Consider the following 21,252-nt stretch of genomic DNA (forward strand, 5'->3'; position numbering starts at 1 on the left):
ATATTTGTTTCTTTCATTCTATAGTGATAGCAGTCCTATTATTGACGGGAGCATATATAACAACATCATAGAAAACAGGTCGGAGTGTCTATGCTCCGACTTGTTTTCTAATAAATAGTGGCTATTTATTTGGTTAGTCACCTATGCTTTGAGTAACTTGGCATTGATGGCTACAACAATGGTACTCAAGCTCATAAGAATAGCTCCAACTGCTGGACTTAAAATAATCCCAATAGGTGCAAGGATACCTGCTGCTAATGGAATGGCTACGATATTATATCCTGCTGCCCACCATAAATTTTGAACCATCTTCTTATACGTGTTCTTAGATAATTCTACAATCGATACAATATCTTTTGGGTTACTCTTAACGAGTACGATGTCTGCAGTCTCCACAGCCACATCCGTACCACTGCCAATAGCTATTCCTACATCAGCTGTTGCTAAAGCAGGTGCATCGTTAACCCCATCCCCTGTCATCGCTACCTTTCTTCCATCTGATTGCACCTTTTTCACCTGATCTGCTTTATGGTCAGGCAATACTTCAGCATACACTTCATCCATATCCAACTGTTTTGCGACCCAATCGGCCACTTTCTGGTTGTCTCCTGTCAGCATAATGGAATGGATGCCTTTTTCCTTAAGTGCAGATATGGCTTCTTTCGCTGAATCCCGAACCATATCAGCTAAAGCAACCATGCCGGCTAATTGACCATCGAGGACAACAAATACAACGGTTTTCCCTTCTTCAGAAAGATTTTCAAAAGGTGATGTATCATAGGAAATATTTTCATCTTTCATATATCCTGGGCTGACTACTTTTACATTTTTTCCAGCGACATCACCTTGCAAACCTTTTCCTGTCATCGATTCAAAGTTTTCTACAGCATCTAGGGAAACATCTTCATTCTCAGCTTTTTGGATAATACCTCTTGCTAAGGGATGCTCAGAATTCTGTTCAGCACTTGCCGCCCAATAAATCACGTCATTGGCCTCATACCCTTGTGCAGGGATCACATCTGTAACGCCAAACTCGCCTTTGGTGAGTGTTCCTGTTTTATCAAAAATGACAGCATCTAAATTACGTGCATTCTCAAATTGGGTGCGATTCCGGATTAAAAGACCTTTTTTTGCTGAAATGGCCGTTGAAACAGCAACAACTAATGGTGCTGCCAGACCTAAGGCATGCGGACATGTAATGACCATGACCGTCACCATTCTTTCGACAGCTACATCAATAGTTGATCCGATAGCGATCCAAATAATAAAAGTAGTAATCCCTGCCGCTAATGCTAAATAGAACAGCCATTTTGCAGCCCGGTTGGCTAGGTCCTGAGCACGAGATTTCGAACTCTGTGCTTCCTTTACTAAGTTAATGACTTGAGAAAGGTACGTGTCATCTCCCGTATTTTTCACTTGAATCGTGAGACTTCCTTCTTTGTTGATCGAACCACCGATGACTTCATCTTCCTGATTCTTTTCTACCGGCACAGACTCCCCTGTTAGCATCGATTCATCTATAGCAGATTTACCTTCCATAATGATACCGTCAACCGGGATTTTTTCACCGGGCTTCACTAACACATGATCTTCATTACTCAGTTCATGAATCGGTACATCCTCTGTCTCCCCATTTCCGTTTACTCGGTGAGCCTCACTAGGCATTAACTTGACAAGTTCTTGTAACGCATTGGAAGCCCCCATAACCGACTTCATTTCAATCCAGTGACCAAGCAGCATGATATCCACCAAGGTTGCAAGTTCCCAGAAAAAGTTACGGCCTTCCCAGCCAAAAACGACCATAGAACTGTAGCCATAAGCGACGAAAATGGCGAGACCAATCAAGGTCATCATCCCTGGATTCTTATTTTTCAACTCGTCAATGGCCCCTGTCAGAAATGGCCAGCCGCCATAAAAAAATACAAAGGTAGCTAAACCGAATAACACATACTGATCATATGAAAAGGAAAATTCCAAACCGATGAAATCCTGTATCATCGGGGATAGAAAGAGAATGGGGATCGTGAAAATCAAGGATATATAAAATCGTTTTTTAAAATCTTCCACCATGTGTGCGTGATGATCGTGGTGGTCGTGGCCTTCGTGTCCATCCTCTTCGTTATGGTTATGATTTTCGTGGCCCTCATGGTGCTCATGTGCGTCATGAGAATGTTCGTCTCCATTACCTTCTTGTTCCTTATGGTGATGTTCGTGTTCTTTTGGCACTCTAAAAACCTCCTATATGCATTATTTATGTTCACCTATGCCGCCTGCTTTTATACTCATACCCTACACGGGTATAAAAGAAACATAAATAAGCTATGCATTTAGAAAAGAATTTATCTTAGCTTACCCATTTGTATCCAATTCCCCAGACAGTTTTTAGATGCTTATCTATCGGAAACCCTTTTTGTCTAATCTTTTCCCTTATATTGCGGACATGTGAATCAATAGTCCTGCTTTCTGTTTCTGAATCACTGCCCCAAATCAACTCCAAAAGGTGCTCTCTGTCGTATACATGATTAGGTCGTTTCATTAAGAGCCCTATCAATTGAAATTCCTTAGGAGTAACATTAATTTCTTTATCGAGGTATAGAAGCTGGTAGGTATCTTGGTTCCAAATTAAGCGATCATAGACCCACACATTCTGTTTCTTCCCACCCCGACGCAATTGTGTCTGGATACGTGCCAACATAATATCCTCATCGAAGGGTTTCGTAATATAGTCATCTGCCCCCGCTTTTAAACCACGGAGGATATCTTGTTTTTGGTCCTTTGCCGTAATCATGATGATAGGAATATCCGTGATTTCCCTAATACGTCGACATGTTTCAAAACCATCCATATCTATCATCATAATATCAAGTAAAATTAAGTCATAGTGATAAGTTTTAAATAATGACAACGCTTTGTGACCACTTAATACTTTGTCGCATTGAAACCCATGGGGCTCCAAATACAGCCCCAGTAAGTCCAGCATTCTTCGTTCATCGTCTACTAGAAGTAACCTCTTCACTCTTCTTCCTCCTTTGGCCAATGCATGATGATCGATAGCCCTCCATGTTTTAGATTTCGTGCAAATACCCTCCCGTCGTGGACCTCCACAATTTCCTTAACAATGGCTAAACCTATTCCTGAACCACCATAGGCTCTTGACCTTGATTTTTCTAAACGATAAAGCCTGTCAAAAAGATAAGGCAAGGATTCTTCTGGGACACCAGGCCCTTCATCCGTTACAGTTATCACTACATAACTATCTTCTGCTAAGACACGAATAGAAATAGTAGATTTCTGAGGACTATATGTAATGGCATTGTCTATGATGTTGTTCATCACCTGTTGAAAACGTGTTTCATCAATATATATAGATACATCATCAGGACAGCTGATATACAACTCTATCTCTTTCTCTTCTAACAAAGGATACATACGATTTCTAACTTGTCTAAGTAATGGGAAAATAACTTGTTTTTTTCGCTGGATAGAAAAAGAATTCTCGTCGATTCTTGCTAGTTGGAACAGTTGTTCTACCATGTTTGTAAGATTTTTGGCCTCTTCTTTAATAATAGTTAAGTATTTCTGTCTGTTTCCTGAATTCATTTCAGGTTTGGAAACAATATCAGCATACCCTTTCAAATAGGTCAGAGGTGTTCTCAATTCATGCGCGATGGATGATAAAAATTCATGTCTTTCGTGTTTTAATCGGTCTAAGTCCCTACCCAATCGTGTGATGGACTGAGCGAGTACTCCAAGCTCATCATTGTGACTATATTTTAAGTCTATCCTCGTTTCTCCCTTACTAAGTTTCTCCGTCTCTTCTTTCATGTGAATCAGGGGTTTTGTAATGAGCTTTGTCAGAATATAGACGGTAACGATGGTGATCACTAAGGTAATACCCATAACTAAGATGAATTGATTTGATAATTGTGAAATAATTTCAGAAATAATGAAAGAAGGTGAGAACATGTACACGTAGCCTTCTAATTCTTCTCCTACCTTTATAGGAGATAGTGTGGCAACATAAGGCTCTGTTTTCCACCTTTTTTCAATTACTCTTCCATGGTGAGTCAGGTTACCTAATGGAAGGTTAATCAGTTCTTTCATACCAGGTTCTAATTCAGTAGAAGCAGCAATTATTTCCCCTCCCGTATCAGTTATAACTACATCTGTCATAGCCTCTGATTCCATCAGAGCTACATGAGCAAGGGTAGAAGGGTCAAAGTTATTTTCAAGTACATCCCGATGCCCTCCGCCCCTAGCTAACAAACCATTCAACACTTCATCAATTCTCTGGTTTGACAAATTTGTATACAGAACAAAAAATAAAATCAATTCAATAAGCACCATTAAAATTAAAAATAGAAACCCTAGTTTCAGTGAAATTTTATTTTTCATATGTACTCCTTTTAAAAACTTGTTCCTAATTACGATTCAAAGGTTCTTTAACTTCCTTGGTTTTCATTACAATCAAAAACGCAATGAAGTTATGAAACTCCGAACTATAGCTATTCAAACCCTGCATTAGTAACAATATGTTTTTAGTGGATATGCATTGCTACACTAATTATTGGATTACTGGGCGTAACATAGTTAGTATTACTCTCCATATTCAGGCAAAGGCTCTTTGAATTTTCTTCGATACCACCAAAAAAGAAGACTACCTATTATAAGCAAGATTGATATTACCTGGGCCATCCGTAGAGAGGAAGTTAACATTAAACTGTCTGTACGCATCCCTTCTATGAAGAATCTTCCGATTGAATACCAGATTACGTAACTAAGAAAAAGTTCTCCTTGCTTCAAACTCACCTTTTGTCGCAGAAAAAGCAAGAGGACGAGACCCGCAACATTCCATATCGATTCATATAAGAAAGTTGGGTGATAGTAGGTTCCTTCGATGTACATTTGGTTAATAAGCCAATCTGGAAGGGAGAGACTTTCAAGAAACCCCCTTGTAACAGGTCCACCATGGGCTTCTTGATTCATGAAGTTGCCCCACCGGCCGATCGCCTGTCCGACTAATAACCCTGGTGCAGCTGTATCTACTATTTTCCAAAAAGGGATTTTCTTCTTTCTTGCGTAAACCACAGTTGTGAGGATCGCCCCTATCAGAGCCCCATGTATGGCAATACCCCCTTCCCAAATCGCTATAATTTCACTGGGGTTATTTTTGTAGTAACCCCATTTAAACAAAACATAATATATTCTTGCAGATACAATTGAAATCGGAATAGCATAAAGAACTAAATCCATAAAGTGATTCTTATCGATACCTACACGTTCACTTTCCTTTAAGGTGATATATAAACCTAAAGATGCCCCTAGTGCGATAATGATCCCGTACCAATAAATAGTGAGGGGACCGAACTCGATAGCTACCCGACCTAACGGTTCAATGGATGATTCCATATCATCACTCCTTAGTTTTTACCATTTGGTATTAAAAGTTGGAACTACAAGTCAGAATAACTCTTTTATTACTCAGAATCCCGTCCATCCCCCGAAAAATTCGTTAGTTATAAATGAAGTCAGTTGAGTCATCCATCCAAAAAATAAAAAGACCCCCATAAAAATCATGGCATATCCTCCAAATTTCACAACTTTTCTATTATGCCTCTTGATCCACTTTAAACGTCCAATAAACAGTGCCATGATAAGAAACGGAATAGCAAATCCTAGTACATAGCTAATCATATAGATGACCGCCTGGTTCGGAGATGACACACCAAGTGCTATAACTGCAGCAAGGATAGGTCCCGTGCATGGTGTCCACCCTGCCGCAAAAGCCATTCCTACAGCACTTGACCCAACATACCCTTGAGGACGATTTTTAAAGGAGACTTTATAATCTCTCATGAAGAGTCCTGGCTTAAAGATTCCAACCGTAACTAGACCCAAAAAGATAATTAGAATCGCCCCTAATTGCCGGATCAGATCATCATAGCGAATAAACCATCCTCCAATCCATGAAGTAGAAAATCCTATGGCAACAAAGATAACCGAGAATCCACCAAGGAAAAATAATGTGTGTAGGAGGGGCTGTTTTTGAGTCAACAGGTTTTTAGTTTTCAATTCATCAACCGACATTCCTGTTATGTACGATAAAAACGCTGGGTACAGAGGCAAGCAACAGGGGGAGATAAAGGATAAAAACCCCGCACCGAAGGCCAACAATATATTGACATCAGCCATTCGAACTTCTCCAATCGTTTGGCTGTATTCTCTTCATATAATCATGGATTTCTTTCTCCGTCATCCCAGCAGTGATACGATCAACGACTTTCCCATTCTCATCAATCAAAAATGTTACTGGAATAGGGCCAATACCATAAATATCTAGCAATTGCTCCCCGTGGTCCATTAGAACAGGAAATGTCATTCCTTTACGCTCTACAAATGATCTTACCGTTACCTCACTTTCTCCCACATCCACGGCCAACACTTTTACACCTTTATCTTTAAAATACTTATATTGATTTTCAATATAAGGCATCTCTTTCTCACAGGGTTTACAGTATGTAGCCCATACATTTAAGAAAACCCCTTGTCCTCTATAATCACTTAATTGTATGGTTTCTCCAGAGAGTGTCTCCAAATTAAAGTCAGGTGCCATGTCCCCCGCATTAACAACACCTGAATCCTTTGTAAAGTTTTGGTATAAAACAAATCCAATTATAAGAGCAAATACGCTTAAAATCGAAACACGCATGATGAATCGTTTCTTGCGATTCTTCACACTAGACACACCTTTCTTTCTTCATCTATTTTTTATTGCATACCTATCCAAACCTATTACGGACTAAAAAGTCACGGTCTAATAAGACTAGTGACTTTTTAATTTATAATTGTTTCCCCTTCTTCTAAAATTTGGGTCCACGTTTGACCACTATCTTTTGACACAAAACTACTCCCATTAACGGTGAAAATCGCTATCTTTTCATTCTGTTTGGGGGGTTTAGCTACATACATTAGGGCATCTTCTTCGAGCTCGGGCAGTGACAACTCTTGTTTCGATCCGTCGGACAAGCTATAAGCCTTAAAGGATTGTCCCTCATTATTGTAGATACCATAATATAACTTCTCTTTTGTAAAAAACAAGCCACTTCCTTGCCCTTCTTCGGAGATCAACTTAAATGTATCTCCCGCGTCTCTACTAAGATAAATTCCAGTCTTTGTGGCCACAGAAACCATCTGTTCATTATCCGGATGAACTGCAATTTGAAAGATGTTTTCTGGCAAGTTTTCAGCCCTTAATTTCCCCCATGTCTTTCCATCATCGAAGCTTCTATAAAGTCCTAGATCCATTAGTGAGTTCGCGCGTTGATTTAGTACATAAATCGAATGATTTCTATAACCTACACCCATGGCATGGAAGTCACTTTCACCTTCTAATGCCAAGCTTTTTAGCCCCTTATCAATACCTGCTGCCTTTTGGATACCAATAGGATTCGGTAAATTACTTTCCTGCCCTGGATGACCAGAAGTATAAAAACCCTCGTCAACCACATTAAAGCCCATATAATCGTTTTTGTGTGAGGTTGTTTGGGCCCACTTCTCATCCTGATAGAGTTTTAATCCGGTATGAGAAGCAAAGGCAAGTGTATCCTCATCTAAATATCCCATCCCATGAACATGTTCCACTTTTCCTTGGAAAGGAGACGTTATCTCCTTAGAGGCCCCTTGATCGCTAGAGTCAGCCTGGCTGCAGCCTGTTATAACAGTAATTAAAATGAACGCAAAAAACAAAAATTTCATAAACATTCTCCTTAATAAGAGTTACTTTCTATAAAGAGTATAAACTGACTTTGTGGAGATTTTGTGAAGAGTCTATAAGGTACTCCTTTGGGGTTTTATGTAAAAAACGGATTCAATCCTGTATGCAATCTTCCAAAATGTTTAGCAGAAACTAAAAAGAACCCCTTTTACTTTAGGAGTCCCCATCCAGATTGAACTTTAGACATCTGTTTATTTTCACTATTAGAAGAAGTTTTTTCCTTATCACTTTTATTTTCTTTAGTACTTTAGTACCGGGATTCGTGTGAATTGGAACCCCATAAATATGCTGTAATAAGAAATAAAGCTGATCAATAGCATTGAAATCAAGGCTTATTTCTTTGGGAGGCTTGTAATAACTCTCTGTACAATAATCTGATTCAATAAATATTAAATCCCCTCTTTAAGAGCTATAATAGTTAAAGGATCTTTAACAGTTAAAGTACATGGACGAAAGGTTTCTGTTAAATTACTGAACTTGCCTTTATTAAAGAAATCGTGTTCCTCATCCAACAAAATTAAATAATCATACAATTTTCTAATTGATTTCTCCCCACGTAAAGTCAAAGCTGTAGTTGGTTTTATAAAGTGATCTCCCTCGGAAGATTTACTATAGATTGTCAAAGATGGTTGCACTTCTTCATTTTCAATATAACTTGCAAGATAGGACCAGCTATATTTACTTTTGCTTAGCATAATTGAAAATTTTCTAGTTAAATTTAATACCCCCATAACTTAACAGTTATTGAGAACATATGAGAGGCAAAATCAATGGAGACCATCTTAACACTAGCTCTTCATAATTTCTGTCATATTTCAATAATAAAAACACATCAACTGAATACTTTCCTCCAACTACCCTTCCTTTTAGATTGTGAAGAGACATTTTTGTTCAGGGATAAAATTAGATAGAATGATCCCATTTATCACCTTTTATTCTTATTTTTTTCATCATTTAATAACTCATCGATGTCTTTAATTAAAAGATCAGCTTCCTTCAATAAGTCCTTAGCAGATGTTACTTCCACCTGTTTTGCTTTTGGGAACAATTGAATAACATTTGAAGACTTCTGTTTGCTCATCACGGGACACTCCTAATTGTCTATTCCTTATTAGGGTATTATCCCGCATAAAAAAAAGAACTATCCAAATAAAAGGATAGTTCTTTTTGGTTAATTACTGTGAGCAAGGAACTTTTCCATTTCCTGAAGTTCACTTAAAAATTGTTCATGTTTTTGAGAAGATTGAGAATCGTTTTTTCTTGATTCAGAACCTAAAGTAATATCAATTCTTTTTTCCAATTCTTTGGCAGACTTTAGTATATCCCAGGATGAGGTTACGGCATCGACTTTTTTAGTTTCTTTTCTTAATACTTCGGTTTTCATCATGTTTGCCCTCCTCTGATATGGTGTGTTGAGAATGCCAGAAAGAGATGAGAGTGTATAATGTCTTAATGGCTTCTTGTGTCTTTATTATACCATAATCGTTCTCGCGGTTGCTATCGTAATGGAAGCTATATACATATATTGTATTGTCCGTCATTTGAAAACGTTTTGAAACAACTTTTCTGTTATGAGATTCATCATCATATATTCCCTCTTTTTCGTCTAAATATGCACGAATAACAGCCCAATCCTTTTGCCTATCAGATAATTCGTCAATCTTTAGTTCAGTAGGGGTCCTTGTCAGACCATGGGATGCATCAAGAGTAAGCTTGTCTCCTTCTTCCTTAAATAAAGAAAATTCACATACTATCATCAAATCATCTTTATCAAATGTTCCCTCAGTTATCCTTAAAATCGTACGGTTTAAGTGGCTTTGAAGGTTGATTTGATGGTTTAGAGATCTCCTCATAGAACTTACTGTCACTTTTGCCCTCTCTAACTCCTGGCGTAAGTTACTGTTCTCTTCCTCTTTTTGTTTGTTGTCTTTAATCATTTGAGCCAAGTGCTCACTTGAATTTTGAATTAAATCCCTAATATAGTCGTACAGTAAATTAAACGTAAAGGGAGCAGATTCAACATACTTTGATACTAACTTTGTATGAATTACTTTTTCTAAATTTCTGAAGGCAGAGATATCAAAGTATTCATCATATATAGTCACTTCTCTCTTAAAATTTATCACAACCGATATGATAAAAAATACTATTGCAGCTATCCATAGTAGATTATTTAATAAATTACTGTTATTAAAAATAATCCCTATAATACCTAAGTGCTGTAGAAGAGAAGAGGATGTTATTTTTGTTAACAGAGTACTTTTGTCTTTCGGCATGAAAGGAGTATAATTAAATAAAGCTCTCAAGAAAGGCTTAAAAATCCAAAGCAATGTGTTATTACGTTGTCTATTGTCCTCATCGCGAAGCAAACCTAATACTTCATCATAGTCCTTTCTAAGATTAGATATTGATGATAAGACTATGTCACTCTCACTAGTTCTATTCATCCAAGTACCTCCCCAATATCAAGCGAGTAATAAAACTAACCTGATCATTTTTTGTTTCACAGTGATCAACAAGATTTCAAATTTACAATATACCACGGTTGCCTTTTCAATGTATAAAGAATACCATATGGCTGCCCGTTCTGTACTACTAAATTAAAACATCACATTATCCCCGTTCTATTCCCAACTGATCCTTCCGACTTTCTTTTGCTGCATTTCCTAGTTTATCTCTTTTCTTCAGCTCATCATTCCAATCTTTAGATGTTGGCAGGCTAGTACTACACAAGTTTTCCGTCATTACCCTTTGATATTTCTTGGCAAAATTATAACCAGCTTTATCATTATCAGTACAAAAAGTTACATGACGAACCGTATGACCTTCTTTCCCCAAGCGTTTGATCTCATCGATCATCGTTTGGCGTTTTAAGCCAGACATGGAAACTAAGCGAGTATTTTGAAGCCTTGCTTGCTTAATACTCCAATAAGATAGAGCATCAATCGGACTTTCAAATAAGTAAATTGAATTCGGCTTTCCAATATCTATTGAAAAGCCAGCTGATCCGTAGCTATTTCTATCAATTCCTTTAAACATAGTACCATCTTTCATCGGGATAGTACCTTGACGATCAGCACCAACGATTTCTCCACGTTGCTTCCACTTAAATATGACATTGCCGAGCTTATCTTCTGCAATTAAATCTTTTTGATCAAGCCATTCGACGATTTTAGGGTGGATCTTCCGTTCCTTAGTGAGATAGTCTTTGGCTTTCTCTTTGCCGGCTACCTCATACTGCTCGGGATAGTAATAGGGTTCTTTCGATTTTCTCTCTTGTCCATCGGTTTTCATTTTATAACCTTGAGCATTTAAATCTAACACAGCTTCTGGAAAACTCATGCCATAAAACATTTTGGCAAAGTTTATCACACCAGCCCCCTTTTCCTCCCGCGAGTTCCAGGCATACATCTGATCTTTAATCACTAAGCTGTCATGTTTTTGGTGGCGGTAATACCTTCCTTCTCTTTTCAACGGTTCTCCTTTACGCTGCAAGTAGTCTATCAAATCTACATTTCGTGCGATTTCCACTTGTGACGCGCTTACATGCTTCACCATGCAGCACTTCCTCCTTTTTGAATGTCAATGTCAAATAGAAAAAATAAAAAAGACAGGGAATAAAACTCCCTGTCTAGCGTTCCATTTCAACTTTTTGCCGTTGCTTTTTATGCTTTGGTTGGGAAGATCCCTGTTTACTTTCATCTGCTTTTTCTTCTACAGACTTGCCTTTCCTCTTTTCTCCGTTTTTCCCCTTCTGATCGCTAAATTCCTGATCTAATGTCATTTCTACCTGGACTAAACGTTGTTGACCATATTCGGATAACGGCAGCTCTTTTAATTCCTGCAGCGATTCTTTTTTTAGTTTATAAACGGATTCCATGCTATGTGTCTTTTCAAAGACACGCATTTGGTTCAGACGTTCTTGTCGATCGTTGCTTTCCTCTTGATCCAGTCCCTTTCCTACCTTCGGTTCAATAAAGTTCATCAACTCTTTTTTATAGGCATCTTTATAGGCTTGTTTATCGAGTTCATTCTCCCCTTTTTCCTTTTCAGATTTAGGTTCAAAAGGGCTCTCGTTTCGTTCAGTTGTGCTGACTTGCCGACGGTACATGTCACGTAGCTTCTCCGATGGTAATTTTTCCTCTTCCTGCTTTGGTTCTTTTTCGATGGATGGTTGTGATCTTTGTAAAGAAGGGTGCTCCGGCGTTACGTTGTTTGCATCGGCTTCCTTGAATACTTCAGAAGTGATTGAAATGCCTTCAATTGCCTTCCTCATGGAAGAAGGCAATGTTTCCGGGTTCTTTTGGTGTTCGGGACTAAGAGCGACAAAGGCACCCTTGCCCTTTTCGTTAGCTTGATTAAATTTTTTGACCAGCTCATCTTGCTTGACTTGCGGATAACTGATGTCCCCTAACGGTTTGATTTCTTTTTGCTCTACCTGTAGTGTGGCTACGTCTATAAGACTTTCCATGGATACGGTTTTAACATTCTGACTCTCTTTATTTACAAGGATGATCATTTCTTGATAAGGTTTGGGATTTGGCAGTGGATCGAAGACTCCCTTTTCTTTCTCTTGGTTGTTTTCCTGCACCTGTATCTGTTGGCCCATATTCCGCTCTCTTTTTTCATTGGACGGTGTTGTCATTTTCATGTCTTTATCCCCTTCCTGTTCTTTTTCCCATGAATCTTCAATCGTTGAAATAAACTCTTTGGCCGTCGTTTGAACTTCCTGCAATAACCCTTCATAGTCCTTAAACTCATGGTCTTTCGTCCACTGATGAAGGTAATCTAGGGAATAATCGCTGGTATCAATATTGAAATAGGAGGCCACCGTATAGGCTGTCATTTCTGCCTGAAATTCCTTTTCCGGCTTGGTGTAATGATCTCGTTTTTCTTCCGTGTGGAGCTTCGCATGCGTGAGTTCATGCAACAGGCTTTTCGTATCCTGACGTTCTGAGTTCCGAGGGTTGAGGGCGACTTCACCTCTCCCGGTGTAACTCACTCCTTTGGCAGCCCCTAGCTCTTCATAAGGTTCAACGATTTGAATGTTGTTCTTATCCGCAATAGCCTCCATACCTCGACGCAACGGTTTATAGTTTTCGACCTTTCCATCGATCCATTTGTTCGGGAATATGTGAGGGAGGTCTTTTTGGGATGCACTCGTTTGCGACACATCAAAAACACTCCCGATAGAAAAAACAAGACGGCCCTCTCGTTTGTCGAGTTGACCGTCTTTAACCTGTTCCTTCTCTTGTTTGGTGGCGTGTTGTAAGGACTTCCATTCCCCTTCATTGTTTTTAAATTGCTGGCCCAATCGATTAGGTACGAGAATTTTAATGCCTTGTTCACCTTTGTTAACGGGGAACCCTTTTTCTTTCCAAAAGGCAAACGAGCCAACAGCTTCAGCACCAGAAAACTGTGAATCAATAAGCGCGGTGTTCTTGGGGGAATACCGGTAAAACTTTCCCATAAAATCCAAATACTCTTTTAGCTGATCGGGCGAATGAAAGTGGTTCGAGATACGTTCTTCCATTCCTTCTGTCAGTCTATTGATCTCCTCTTGAACCTGTTCGGGTGACTTTTTGGGATAGGTACGTTTACTTTTGGCCATGAGCATCACCTCCCTCGCTGATGTTCATGAGTTCTTCCATATCCTCTTCCTCATAGTTTGGATCTGTGTTTAACATCAGCTGCTTGCTCTTTTTATCGAACGGGATGAGTAAGTTTTCTTGATTGACCAAATGCTGTTCCACATCAGCCATTTCATCATCACTCAACGTTAAGGTGTATTCCTGTTGGCCAACTTCGATCACGAGCTCTTGGTTATCCCCTAAACTTTTAAACACGCCTACTTCATAACGGCTATTAAACAACATCATAAAATCTCCTCCTTTGGTCATTTTTTAATCTATAATGAATCGGCTACATCACCGATGGTTGGTTAGGATGAAGAAGCTTGTGACTCTCTGGTGCTGATTCTTTTTTGCCTTTGATTACTGATTCGTTCTTCGACAGCTTCCTTGGCATCCTTCATCGCCTGACTTTCAAATATTGGAGTCGTCACACAACTTTCTAGGTTTTGATCCATCGCAAATCCATTCATCAATTCCAGCAGAACTTGCGTGTTTTTATCACTTTGATTGGCTGCCAACTTGACCCGTTTCATCTCATCGGAAAACACCTCCTGAAAACGTTGAGCCATCAACCCCATGACATATTCTTGGGAATGATCCTTGAATTGTTGCTCTTCCCACTCCGCAACCATCCGGTCCAAGGCTTCCCCTGGATAACGAATATGATGTTGCTCCTGATACCCTTTCATTAATCTAATCGTTTCCTCATGGAGTGTTACATTTTGACGTTGCCTCATGATCAACAACCTACCTTTCTCTTTCAATATCTCGTTCCAATTTCTGATGGTCCAAGTCGTTCATAAACTGATCATAGGTTTGACCCATGGAGCGTTGAATCCTTCGCAAAGATCGTTGTAAATGAACACCCGGAGGCACAGACTTATAGGAGTGACCTGGTTCATGAATAGGAATACGTTGCCTATCATAAGCTTTCATTTCTTGTAAGAACGCATTTCCCATTCGTTTATAGAGGTCATCCAGCTTGTTTTGTTTGTAATGCTGATAGCGTTTTTTATCCTTTGGTCCATCCCCATAAGTTTGCTTTAATTCATTCACCTCTTTATCCAATTTGTCATGGAGCTGTCTCATGTCTTTTGAATGATATTTGTTTAAGTACCTTGATGTTAGCTCATCGATTTTCGGCCGTATTGGGTTCAATGTTTGATAGCCATAGTGCCACTGGCGTTTATCTTCAGGCAAATGATTGTACACTTCCAGGAACAAAGGCTTCATCTCTCTGTTTCTCCATTTCATACTGCTATTCTCTTTCTTTGAATTCACCATATGCTCACGGATCAAAGAGTTAATTTGATTGCGTTCCTGCGTACGATCCATTAATCCATTCACGACTTCACTCTTCATCGCATCTAACGTTTTCGGTTTACGCTTACCTCGCCCACGAGTTGGATGGGGTTCGACCGTGGCCACATGAATATGAATGTTGTCCGTATTATAGTGAATGGCTGCCGACCAGACGGAACTCTCTTCTAACCCTTCTTTTTTCATCATGGCCTTCATGGATTTACGTGTTACTTGTTTCAAGGCGTCTTCATCTAAAGTGTGAGTTTTTGGATCATAAACACCTCGTTTTTGAAGCCAATCATTATTAAATGTAATCACGTCCTGCCACATAATGCTGTTATTTTTTTGAGCCTGTTCAAACAATGATTTAATACCCTGTTTTCCTTTAACAGATAAATGATCCGACTGTTGAGTAAACAAAGCAGATGTTTTATCTGGATCGTCCATGTAGTGATTATATAAACTAAACATGGACCTATGAGTTTCCCCCTTTCCTTTGGCCTCTTCACGGTCCACGTACCGGACGTAATCTTGAAACCCTTTCTTATTTGCAGTCACGAATTTCGTTTTTAAAACCACTCCAGGCGTTACAGTTTCACTCATGTTTCTTCACCTGGTTCTTCAAACTGTAAAAGATCGTTCATTTCTCGAATCGCTGTATAACAATGGGCCATCGTTTGAATGTTTCGATCAACTAACTGCTGCAGTCTTTGTTCACGATGATTCTCTTCATGAAAGAGGGCTAATTGATGCAACTTTGCGTGTAAAAACTCTTGCCGACTCATCCCTTTTTCCTTCGCAAGTTCATCAATAAGTTGAACAGTTTTTGGATCCATATAACGAACTCTTACATCCATATAAATCACTCCTTTTGATCAAGTTCCTAAATCTAGTGAATAAAGAGAAGAGCATAAGGGGTTTTTGTTCCCACTTGGCGTGTGAATCCCGGCAGAGCCGGGCAAAACGAGGGCACAAGAAAATCTCCAGATGTGCGGTCACTGTGTTGCTAAAATAGGAACACACCTTCGTGTTTTCACATGGATGTGTGGTCCCTGCACATGGATGTGTGGTCCTTGTGTTGATGCTTTTTCTCATGGTTATCTATCAATCATGTCTCGTTTTTCCTTCAACATCGTGAGCTTCTTCTGTATGGTTTGAATCGTCGTTTCGTTCTCTGTGGCTTCTCGATTGAGTTGATCCTTTTCGTTTTCTAGTTGACGAATTCTCGCGTTGGTTTGTTCCTTTTCCTCACCCGTTTCATACAGACGTTTTGATTCTAATTCCACCAGTTCTTGATCGATGTCATGTAGTTTTTGTTCGATTCTTTGAATCTGTTTTTCCTTATCTTGCATCGTTTGTTTAGCCCCTTTGATATCTCTTGATAGGGCAGCTATTTCATATTCTTGTTCCGTTTGGATGGTCAATGTTGAATCGGTTTTGACTTTTCGTTGATCGGCATAGATGCGCGCTAACTCTTTGACTTCTTCACCTCCCTTCATTTCCTGTTGAGGATCATCAAGGAGCTCTTCATCTTTTTCTTTGTGCTTATGAACGTCTAACGCCATCACCTCAAAAGAGGGGCTCACGTCTTGGATACTGATCACATATTGGCCTTCATCATGGTACTCAATCGTCGTGGGTACCTTCCGTTGAGAATTGGCTTTCTCCTGCGCAATAAAGGTCAATGGATCACCTAATAGGTCTGTTGATTTGTCTATATTTAAGGTGACAACCATCAGCTGTCGGTTCGGATTATAGGTCCATTCTTCAATAATCATCTCTCCAGATCCACTCAAGTTTAGTTGTTCATTCAACGGAGTTTGTTGAACGTTCACCTGATTTTGACTTCCAAATACAAAACCGGAACATAAGAAAAAGAGAAGGGCCGCCGTCATGGTACCTAGTCCAATTAAGTACATTTTTGACGTGCCTTCCCTCACCACATTCGTCTGTTTTTTCATTTATTTCCCCTCCTGCGTGGCTTCCTTAAAGTCCATCACTTTCCATCGTCCATCTTGCTTATGGACATATATTTCTAAGAACACTTTCGAAACTTGTTCTTGATCATTCTGTAAAGAATGTAGGGTGTGCTGAAACCGAACAAGGACCGTTGCATCGTTGCTTCTAAAGTGGCCCGTTTCAATAAATAGTTGGACATGATCTACGCTCGATTTCGTTTGTCCTTTATAGGTTTCTGTAGGAAAAAATGTGTTGACCAGCTCATTACTCATGATTGATTGGGCTTGCTTTTTTCGTTCCTGATAGGTTTCTTCGCTGTGTACAAAAGCCGTCTCAACAAACATAGATACAAGATCAACTAATACACGATGATGAGTCTGAATCTTAGCTGGACGTTGTTGATCCATGATCTGTTTCAGTTCCTGTTTTTTGTTCAAAACTTGTTGTTTGTCGGCTTGAAGTTGCTGAATTTTGGCTTGTAAATCGTCGTCTGATGCCGTGACTTGGATGTACACATTAAACCCTGTCGAAGCGATCAAAAAGCCCAAAAACAAAATGAATACGACCCGTTTATTCATTCGTTTCCCTCCCTGTACACAACTTGTTTACAGATCAATATAAGGAGCCGGGTTTACGTCCGTTCGATATTGATTTTTCGTCAATACTTCAAAGTGTAGATGGGGTCCAGTCGAGTTTCCGGTGGTCCCACACTTTCCTATTTCTTCACTTTTTTGAACGGTCTCCCCTTGATCTACTTGTACAGAATAGAGATGCGCGTAGTGACTAAATAAGTTCTCGTCATGTTTAATGATCACGCTATTTCCGTAACCCGTTCCTCCGTTGCTTACTCTGACCACTTGACCATGATCAACACTCCGAATAGGGGTCACGGCATTTGTACAGGCAAAGTCGATCCCTCGGTGCATCGTCGATGTTCCATTGAAGGGATCACTCCTCATCCCATAGTTAGATGTTTGGTTTAAGGTTCCTGCAATCGGACGTACCCACTCTCCCGTTGGCTGTATATCTCCTTCGACAACACCTCCTTTAAGATAACGAAGAACAGCTTCCACATATCCAATATCGCCGTAACAAGCTTGAAGGGCAGCTGCCTCTGGACTAATGCATGAATACATCCCCGTATGCTTCAACTCTTGATACTTCATCTGAGAAAATTCGATCGCTAATTCCTTGCTATATTCGCCGTGGTTATGTTCCTTGGCGTACTCAATAAACCCTCCTCCAAAGTTGTACGCTTGAAGAGCTAGCTTCACATCTCCCCCGGCTTTCTCTAACATATCTGCAAAATATTGAACCCCGACATCAATGCTTCGTTTGGGGTCCTCAATCGTATTGGGAGGTAACCCTAGAGATTCGCTGGCCTGCATCACATCGTCAAGCTTCCCACCAGATTCTTGCATTGTCTTGGCCAGCAACAGCTCCACGTAATCGGAGACCCCATATTTGGCTGCATACTTTTCAAACAATGGACGGTATTGTTCCACGGCAGTTGAAACTTGGGCGGTCCCATTCACCACATCGACCGATTGAACATCTTCACTAGCCTTACTCTTTTGAAAGCCGATTAACGTAGCGATAGCCGATGCATATAAGACCATTTGAAGGAGAAAAAGAACCATGACCAATCCAACCAACCCTAGCCACACTTTTCTCGGGACAAGCCCCAGCACTAACGACCATGGCATGAGTTAAGCACCTCCTCCAAATAAAGCTAATTCTTCGTCCGATACCTCCACGTTAAAGCGAATATTTTCAACCGCACGGATGCTCAGCATTGTATCTCCGGTCTGCAAATACGGGATCTCATGTAACTCACTTTGACTTAATTGACCGGCGAAGATTTGCTGCATCATATCTAAGTTGTTGCTATCCTGCTGCATAATGATCTTGTATTGCGTTAGCTCAAAGAGCTTCTTAATTTCTTCTACCATGCTTTGATCGGATCCCTCGGGTACAAAGTCGCGAATCGTATGACTCGCGTACAACAAACTGCCAAAGTACTTCCTAGCCTCCCGGCTAAATTTCGTGAGAAATTCAAGGGCACTTTCACTTTTCTTTTTCGTGTTGATAATGTGGTGAGCTTCGTCCATTAAGATCAAATAACGAACCGCATCTTCAAAAGCCAATTCTCCCCGGTTGTAGGCGTCGAATTGAGGAGCACCGTTCGTGAGCATCGAATCCCAAAGGAGATTCAACACATTAAACAATTGGGCCTGAAAGACTTCTGCACGCATTTGGGACAAACCACGAAGTGTGAAGGTGACGACTTGTTGTTCGTTAAAGTGTTCAATCGTAGATGTGCCATTAAACAAGTGAGCGTAGGTTTCGACAAGGTTACGAATATTTAACTCAATGCTTTCGAGACGCCTCTTTCGTTCCGGACTCACCTGTTCCCATTGCTTCCCTCCCTTGATGTCTTCATATAGCTGATCTTGAATAAAGGTAAGGAAATCGGAAAAGATCGGATAATGATGCACCGGTTGCTGGGTAATGTTTGAATCCTCATTCCAGAGCCCAATAGTTTCATAGAGTTTTCGTAAAAGATTCTCATACTCTTTAAGTTCACTATCATTAGCTTCCGGGGCCAGGAACTTATAGAACGTCGTCAGCTTGGATAAGTGCTGTGTAAATGATGTGGTTTCATCTTCTGCTGTCCGATATACTTGCAACGGATTAATCACCCCGTCGGATCCATCTAAGGATATTTGTTTTCCACCCAATGCTTCCGTTAATTCCGCAAATTCGCCCGTTACATCAAAGGTTCGTACTTTGTATCCTTTAATAGCATTATCGAGCATGATTTTCTTGAGGGTAGTTGATTTTCCAGCACCCATGGCTCCAACCATCACGCCATTATAACTTTTTCGTTGGTTATCGCGATGAAACAAATCAAAAACCACATTCCCCCCAGTCAAAGTTGTTCCATAAAACGTTCCGTAAGGATCATGTAAACTCGTAAAGTGAAACGGAAAACCGCCAGCTAATCCTAACGCTGGGATGGGCTGCCCTTCCCGTTTATTACGATACGTGGATTGGTCGCTGTAACTTGATAGAAGAGCTTTCCATTCGTACTCTTGTTCATTTAAGAAAATCGATCCTCGAAAATTCTCGTCTTGCAATGTTGATAGGACAGCCTTCACTTTATCCTCTAATTCAATCTTCGTTGGTGCACTCACGTAATGACGGAGATGCACACGCTTAACGATTTCTCCTTGCTCTGACACTTGATTGTAGAGTTCTCTTAAATCGTCGTAATTGTTTTGGGCTTCGATGGTACCAGCATTGTCTTTTTCATTGATCATTCGAGAGCTTTGTTCCGCCATCCCTTTGTTTAGCCCATCGCGTACTTTGTACCGATCATCCGATACAACATCCATGGTTGTGATCACATTCTCCATATTGAAGATCGGCTCTAACCAGAAGTCTGATACATTTTTGGGAAAGGCATACACATGAACACATGCCTCGTACCCATCCCCTTTTCGGATAAAAGACTCCTGGAAGTTAATCCCCCTTGTGGTTGGATGTGAGCCAGCAAATACGGATTGTAGCCCTTAGCCTTTGTTTTTTCTTGATCCGTTTTTGGTTGAAAAAATTGAAACACGGTTCTTTACCCCCTCTTTTCCAGTTTGGAATTTTGGTTATAAAGCTTATAGAGTAAATCAAGTTTCTTCTCTTCCGTTAAAGGAAGTAATGGGGCAATCTGGCCGAGATAACGCTGGCAGTTGTTCCGGTATTCGGAGAGTTGCTTGATGCTGGAGGCATACATATATAAATAAAACTCCCGGTTCGTTCGGTGTTGTTCTAAAAAGACTAATTCATCACGTTTTCTTAATAAGAAACGTTCATATAAGGGAGAAGTATTTTGTTTGACCCTCCGATCCACCGCGTCAAGCTGTTGCTGCATATCCACCGGAAAATTCATCGACATAATTTTAATGTCAGAGGCAAAGGACTGAAAGAACTTAGCCATCACCATGATGTCGTATTCCGTTTCATCCATAGAAGGTGAGTATATATCCTTGCTTTGCAGCTGCATCATATCCATATAACCCTATCTCCTTGAAGTTGAAAAGCCCCATCATCGGTCATATCTCGAATCGGTAGAATATCAGCAATAGACGCTTTGGCCTTCGATCGCTTTTTCTTCTGAGACTTTGATCCTTTGTGTCTCTTTTTTCGTTTCTTGAACGGCTGTTCATCAAAGAGGGCGTGCTGTTCTTCATGTTCTTCAGAAAAGGCCATTTAGGACTCTCCTTTCTCTTTTTCTTCCGTATCCATAGAACAATAGGTAAGGCGATCCCGAAACACAGCTAAACTCAAAGCCTTCACCATACGCATTTTCGGGTTAGATTTTGGCCGCACAAGCCATGTCAACATCAAGATGATCCAAAAGATTGCGTAATACCAAATCAAAGAGGGATGGACGACATAACGCAAGGTAAAACCGATCCCTCCCAGAATTAAAACGACAAGTAAGTCTGTCAGGTAAAACAGACGGTTGATCTTCAGTTCACTTCCGATTTCAGAAGGAATTTTATAATGCAAGGTACCATCTCCCTT

At 40.0% G+C, this 21,252-nt stretch carries 23 protein-coding genes and 1 pseudogene; all 24 read right to left on the reverse strand.

Annotation, left to right across the window (positions count from 1 at the left end):
- Positions 1-141 precede the first annotated feature (141 nt).
- On the reverse strand, positions 142-1,998 hold the full coding sequence (locus MUO14_RS03405) for a copper-translocating P-type ATPase (RefSeq protein ID WP_244755465.1): 1,857 nt from the start codon (positions 1,996-1,998) through the stop codon (positions 142-144).
- Between the two features lie 346 nt (positions 1,999-2,344).
- A complete protein-coding gene (locus tag MUO14_RS03410) occupies positions 2,345-3,016 on the reverse strand; it encodes a response regulator transcription factor (protein ID WP_244753639.1) in 672 nt (223 codons plus the stop codon).
- A complete protein-coding gene (locus tag MUO14_RS03415) occupies positions 3,013-4,395 on the reverse strand; it encodes a sensor histidine kinase (RefSeq protein WP_244753640.1) in 1,383 nt (460 codons plus the stop codon). The genes MUO14_RS03410 and MUO14_RS03415 overlap by 4 nt, the downstream gene beginning before the upstream one ends.
- A gap of 201 nt (positions 4,396-4,596) precedes the next feature.
- Positions 4,597-5,409: a prolipoprotein diacylglyceryl transferase gene (gene lgt, locus MUO14_RS03420; RefSeq protein ID WP_244753641.1), complete on the reverse strand. Its 813-nt coding sequence runs from the start codon at positions 5,407-5,409 to the stop codon at positions 4,597-4,599.
- A 72-nt stretch (positions 5,410-5,481) separates the two neighbouring features.
- A complete protein-coding gene (locus MUO14_RS03425; protein WP_244753642.1) occupies positions 5,482-6,192 on the reverse strand; it encodes a cytochrome c biogenesis CcdA family protein in 711 nt (236 codons plus the stop codon).
- Positions 6,185-6,736 (reverse strand): thiol-disulfide oxidoreductase ResA, encoded by a 552-nt coding sequence (gene resA / locus MUO14_RS03430; RefSeq protein WP_244753643.1) that lies wholly within the window; start codon positions 6,734-6,736, stop codon positions 6,185-6,187. The genes MUO14_RS03425 and resA overlap by 8 nt, the downstream gene beginning before the upstream one ends.
- A gap of 98 nt (positions 6,737-6,834) precedes the next feature.
- Positions 6,835-7,755, reverse strand: a complete 921-nt coding sequence (locus MUO14_RS03435; RefSeq protein ID WP_244753644.1) for a F510_1955 family glycosylhydrolase — start codon at positions 7,753-7,755, stop codon at positions 6,835-6,837.
- Between the two features lie 408 nt (positions 7,756-8,163).
- The gene (locus tag MUO14_RS03440) at positions 8,164-8,505 is read right to left on the reverse strand and encodes a hypothetical protein (RefSeq protein WP_244753645.1); all 342 of its coding nucleotides are present in this window, start codon (positions 8,503-8,505) and stop codon (positions 8,164-8,166) included.
- Positions 8,506-8,699: 194 nt separating this feature from the next.
- Entirely contained in the window at positions 8,700-8,855 is a 156-nt protein-coding gene (locus MUO14_RS03445) for a hypothetical protein (RefSeq protein ID WP_244753646.1), read from the reverse strand.
- 90 nt (positions 8,856-8,945) lie between these two features.
- Positions 8,946-9,161, reverse strand: a complete 216-nt coding sequence (locus tag MUO14_RS03450) for a hypothetical protein (RefSeq protein WP_244753647.1) — start codon at positions 9,159-9,161, stop codon at positions 8,946-8,948.
- The gene (locus MUO14_RS03455; protein ID WP_244753648.1) at positions 9,127-10,221 is read right to left on the reverse strand and encodes a hypothetical protein; all 1,095 of its coding nucleotides are present in this window, start codon (positions 10,219-10,221) and stop codon (positions 9,127-9,129) included. The genes MUO14_RS03450 and MUO14_RS03455 overlap by 35 nt, the downstream gene beginning before the upstream one ends.
- 166 nt (positions 10,222-10,387) lie before the next feature.
- On the reverse strand, positions 10,388-11,332 hold the full coding sequence (locus tag MUO14_RS03460; protein ID WP_244753649.1) for a toprim domain-containing protein: 945 nt from the start codon (positions 11,330-11,332) through the stop codon (positions 10,388-10,390).
- A 73-nt stretch (positions 11,333-11,405) separates the two neighbouring features.
- Positions 11,406-13,385, reverse strand: a complete 1,980-nt coding sequence (locus tag MUO14_RS03465; protein WP_244753650.1) for an ImmA/IrrE family metallo-endopeptidase — start codon at positions 13,383-13,385, stop codon at positions 11,406-11,408.
- Complete coding sequence (locus MUO14_RS03470; protein ID WP_244753651.1) at positions 13,372-13,653, reverse strand: hypothetical protein; 282 nt, start codon at positions 13,651-13,653, stop codon at positions 13,372-13,374. The genes MUO14_RS03465 and MUO14_RS03470 overlap by 14 nt, the downstream gene beginning before the upstream one ends.
- A 62-nt stretch (positions 13,654-13,715) precedes the next feature.
- Positions 13,716-14,144 carry a hypothetical protein gene (locus MUO14_RS03475; protein ID WP_244753652.1) on the reverse strand — a complete coding sequence of 143 codons (429 nt, stop codon included), beginning with the start codon at positions 14,142-14,144 and terminating at the stop codon, positions 13,716-13,718.
- Between the two features lie 10 nt (positions 14,145-14,154).
- Positions 14,155-15,312: a MobP2 family relaxase gene (gene mobP2 / locus MUO14_RS03480; RefSeq protein WP_244753653.1), complete on the reverse strand. Its 1,158-nt coding sequence runs from the start codon at positions 15,310-15,312 to the stop codon at positions 14,155-14,157.
- Positions 15,309-15,566 carry a hypothetical protein gene (locus MUO14_RS03485; RefSeq protein WP_244753654.1) on the reverse strand — a complete coding sequence of 86 codons (258 nt, stop codon included), beginning with the start codon at positions 15,564-15,566 and terminating at the stop codon, positions 15,309-15,311. The genes mobP2 and MUO14_RS03485 overlap by 4 nt, the downstream gene beginning before the upstream one ends.
- A 240-nt stretch (positions 15,567-15,806) precedes the next feature.
- Positions 15,807-16,670, reverse strand: coding sequence for a hypothetical protein (locus MUO14_RS03490; RefSeq protein ID WP_244753655.1), 864 nt, complete (start codon positions 16,668-16,670; stop codon positions 15,807-15,809).
- Entirely contained in the window at positions 16,671-17,246 is a 576-nt protein-coding gene (locus MUO14_RS03495) for a hypothetical protein (protein ID WP_244753656.1), read from the reverse strand.
- Between the two features lie 27 nt (positions 17,247-17,273).
- Entirely contained in the window at positions 17,274-18,374 is a 1,101-nt protein-coding gene (locus MUO14_RS03500; RefSeq protein ID WP_244753657.1) for a lysozyme family protein, read from the reverse strand.
- Positions 18,375-18,377: 3 nt separating this feature from the next.
- A pseudogene (locus MUO14_RS03505) lies at positions 18,378-20,293 on the reverse strand (VirB4 family type IV secretion system protein).
- Positions 20,294-20,299: 6 nt separating this feature from the next.
- Positions 20,300-20,737, reverse strand: coding sequence for a hypothetical protein (locus MUO14_RS03510; RefSeq protein ID WP_244753658.1), 438 nt, complete (start codon positions 20,735-20,737; stop codon positions 20,300-20,302).
- Positions 20,728-20,934, reverse strand: coding sequence for a hypothetical protein (locus tag MUO14_RS03515; RefSeq protein ID WP_244753659.1), 207 nt, complete (start codon positions 20,932-20,934; stop codon positions 20,728-20,730). The genes MUO14_RS03510 and MUO14_RS03515 overlap by 10 nt, the downstream gene beginning before the upstream one ends.
- Positions 20,935-21,237 carry a DUF5592 family protein gene (locus tag MUO14_RS03520; RefSeq protein WP_244753660.1) on the reverse strand — a complete coding sequence of 101 codons (303 nt, stop codon included), beginning with the start codon at positions 21,235-21,237 and terminating at the stop codon, positions 20,935-20,937.
- Positions 21,238-21,252 lie beyond the last annotated feature (15 nt).

It is taken from the genome of Halobacillus shinanisalinarum (assembly GCF_022919835.1).
Classification (GTDB): Bacteria; Bacillota; Bacilli; order Bacillales; family Halobacillaceae; genus Halobacillus_A; species Halobacillus_A shinanisalinarum.

What these genes read in the sequence shown, in the direction of transcription:
- MUO14_RS03485 (WP_244753654.1), bottom strand. Translation starts at nt 15,566, where the DNA reads ATGGATGTAAGAGTTCGTTATATGGATCCAAAAACTGTTCAACTTATT.
- MUO14_RS03425 (WP_244753642.1), bottom strand. Translation starts at nt 6,192, where the DNA reads ATGGCTGATGTCAATATATTGTTGGCCTTCGGTGCGGGGTTTTTATCC.
- MUO14_RS03475 (WP_244753652.1), bottom strand. Translation starts at nt 14,144, where the DNA reads ATGAGGCAACGTCAAAATGTAACACTCCATGAGGAAACGATTAGATTA.
- MUO14_RS03455 (WP_244753648.1), bottom strand. Translation starts at nt 10,221, where the DNA reads ATGAATAGAACTAGTGAGAGTGACATAGTCTTATCATCAATATCTAAT.
- MUO14_RS03515 (WP_244753659.1), bottom strand. Translation starts at nt 20,934, where the DNA reads ATGGCCTTTTCTGAAGAACATGAAGAACAGCACGCCCTCTTTGATGAA.
- mobP2 (WP_244753653.1), bottom strand. Translation starts at nt 15,312, where the DNA reads ATGAGTGAAACTGTAACGCCTGGAGTGGTTTTAAAAACGAAATTCGTG.
- lgt (WP_244753641.1), bottom strand. Translation starts at nt 5,409, where the DNA reads ATGGAATCATCCATTGAACCGTTAGGTCGGGTAGCTATCGAGTTCGGT.
- MUO14_RS03450 (WP_244753647.1), bottom strand. Translation starts at nt 9,161, where the DNA reads ATGATGAAAACCGAAGTATTAAGAAAAGAAACTAAAAAAGTCGATGCC.
- MUO14_RS03470 (WP_244753651.1), bottom strand. Translation starts at nt 13,653, where the DNA reads ATGATGTTGTTTAATAGCCGTTATGAAGTAGGCGTGTTTAAAAGTTTA.
- MUO14_RS03440 (WP_244753645.1), bottom strand. Translation starts at nt 8,505, where the DNA reads ATGGGGGTATTAAATTTAACTAGAAAATTTTCAATTATGCTAAGCAAA.
- MUO14_RS03435 (WP_244753644.1), bottom strand. Translation starts at nt 7,755, where the DNA reads ATGAAATTTTTGTTTTTTGCGTTCATTTTAATTACTGTTATAACAGGC.
- MUO14_RS03510 (WP_244753658.1), bottom strand. Translation starts at nt 20,737, where the DNA reads ATGGATATGATGCAGCTGCAAAGCAAGGATATATACTCACCTTCTATG.
- MUO14_RS03415 (WP_244753640.1), bottom strand. Translation starts at nt 4,395, where the DNA reads ATGAAAAATAAAATTTCACTGAAACTAGGGTTTCTATTTTTAATTTTA.
- MUO14_RS03465 (WP_244753650.1), bottom strand. Translation starts at nt 13,385, where the DNA reads ATGGCCAAAAGTAAACGTACCTATCCCAAAAAGTCACCCGAACAGGTT.
- MUO14_RS03500 (WP_244753657.1), bottom strand. Translation starts at nt 18,374, where the DNA reads ATGCCATGGTCGTTAGTGCTGGGGCTTGTCCCGAGAAAAGTGTGGCTA.
- MUO14_RS03445 (WP_244753646.1), bottom strand. Translation starts at nt 8,855, where the DNA reads ATGAGCAAACAGAAGTCTTCAAATGTTATTCAATTGTTCCCAAAAGCA.
- MUO14_RS03490 (WP_244753655.1), bottom strand. Translation starts at nt 16,670, where the DNA reads ATGAAAAAACAGACGAATGTGGTGAGGGAAGGCACGTCAAAAATGTAC.
- MUO14_RS03460 (WP_244753649.1), bottom strand. Translation starts at nt 11,332, where the DNA reads ATGGTGAAGCATGTAAGCGCGTCACAAGTGGAAATCGCACGAAATGTA.
- MUO14_RS03495 (WP_244753656.1), bottom strand. Translation starts at nt 17,246, where the DNA reads ATGAATAAACGGGTCGTATTCATTTTGTTTTTGGGCTTTTTGATCGCT.
- MUO14_RS03405 (WP_244755465.1), bottom strand. Translation starts at nt 1,998, where the DNA reads ATGATACAGGATTTCATCGGTTTGGAATTTTCCTTTTCATATGATCAG.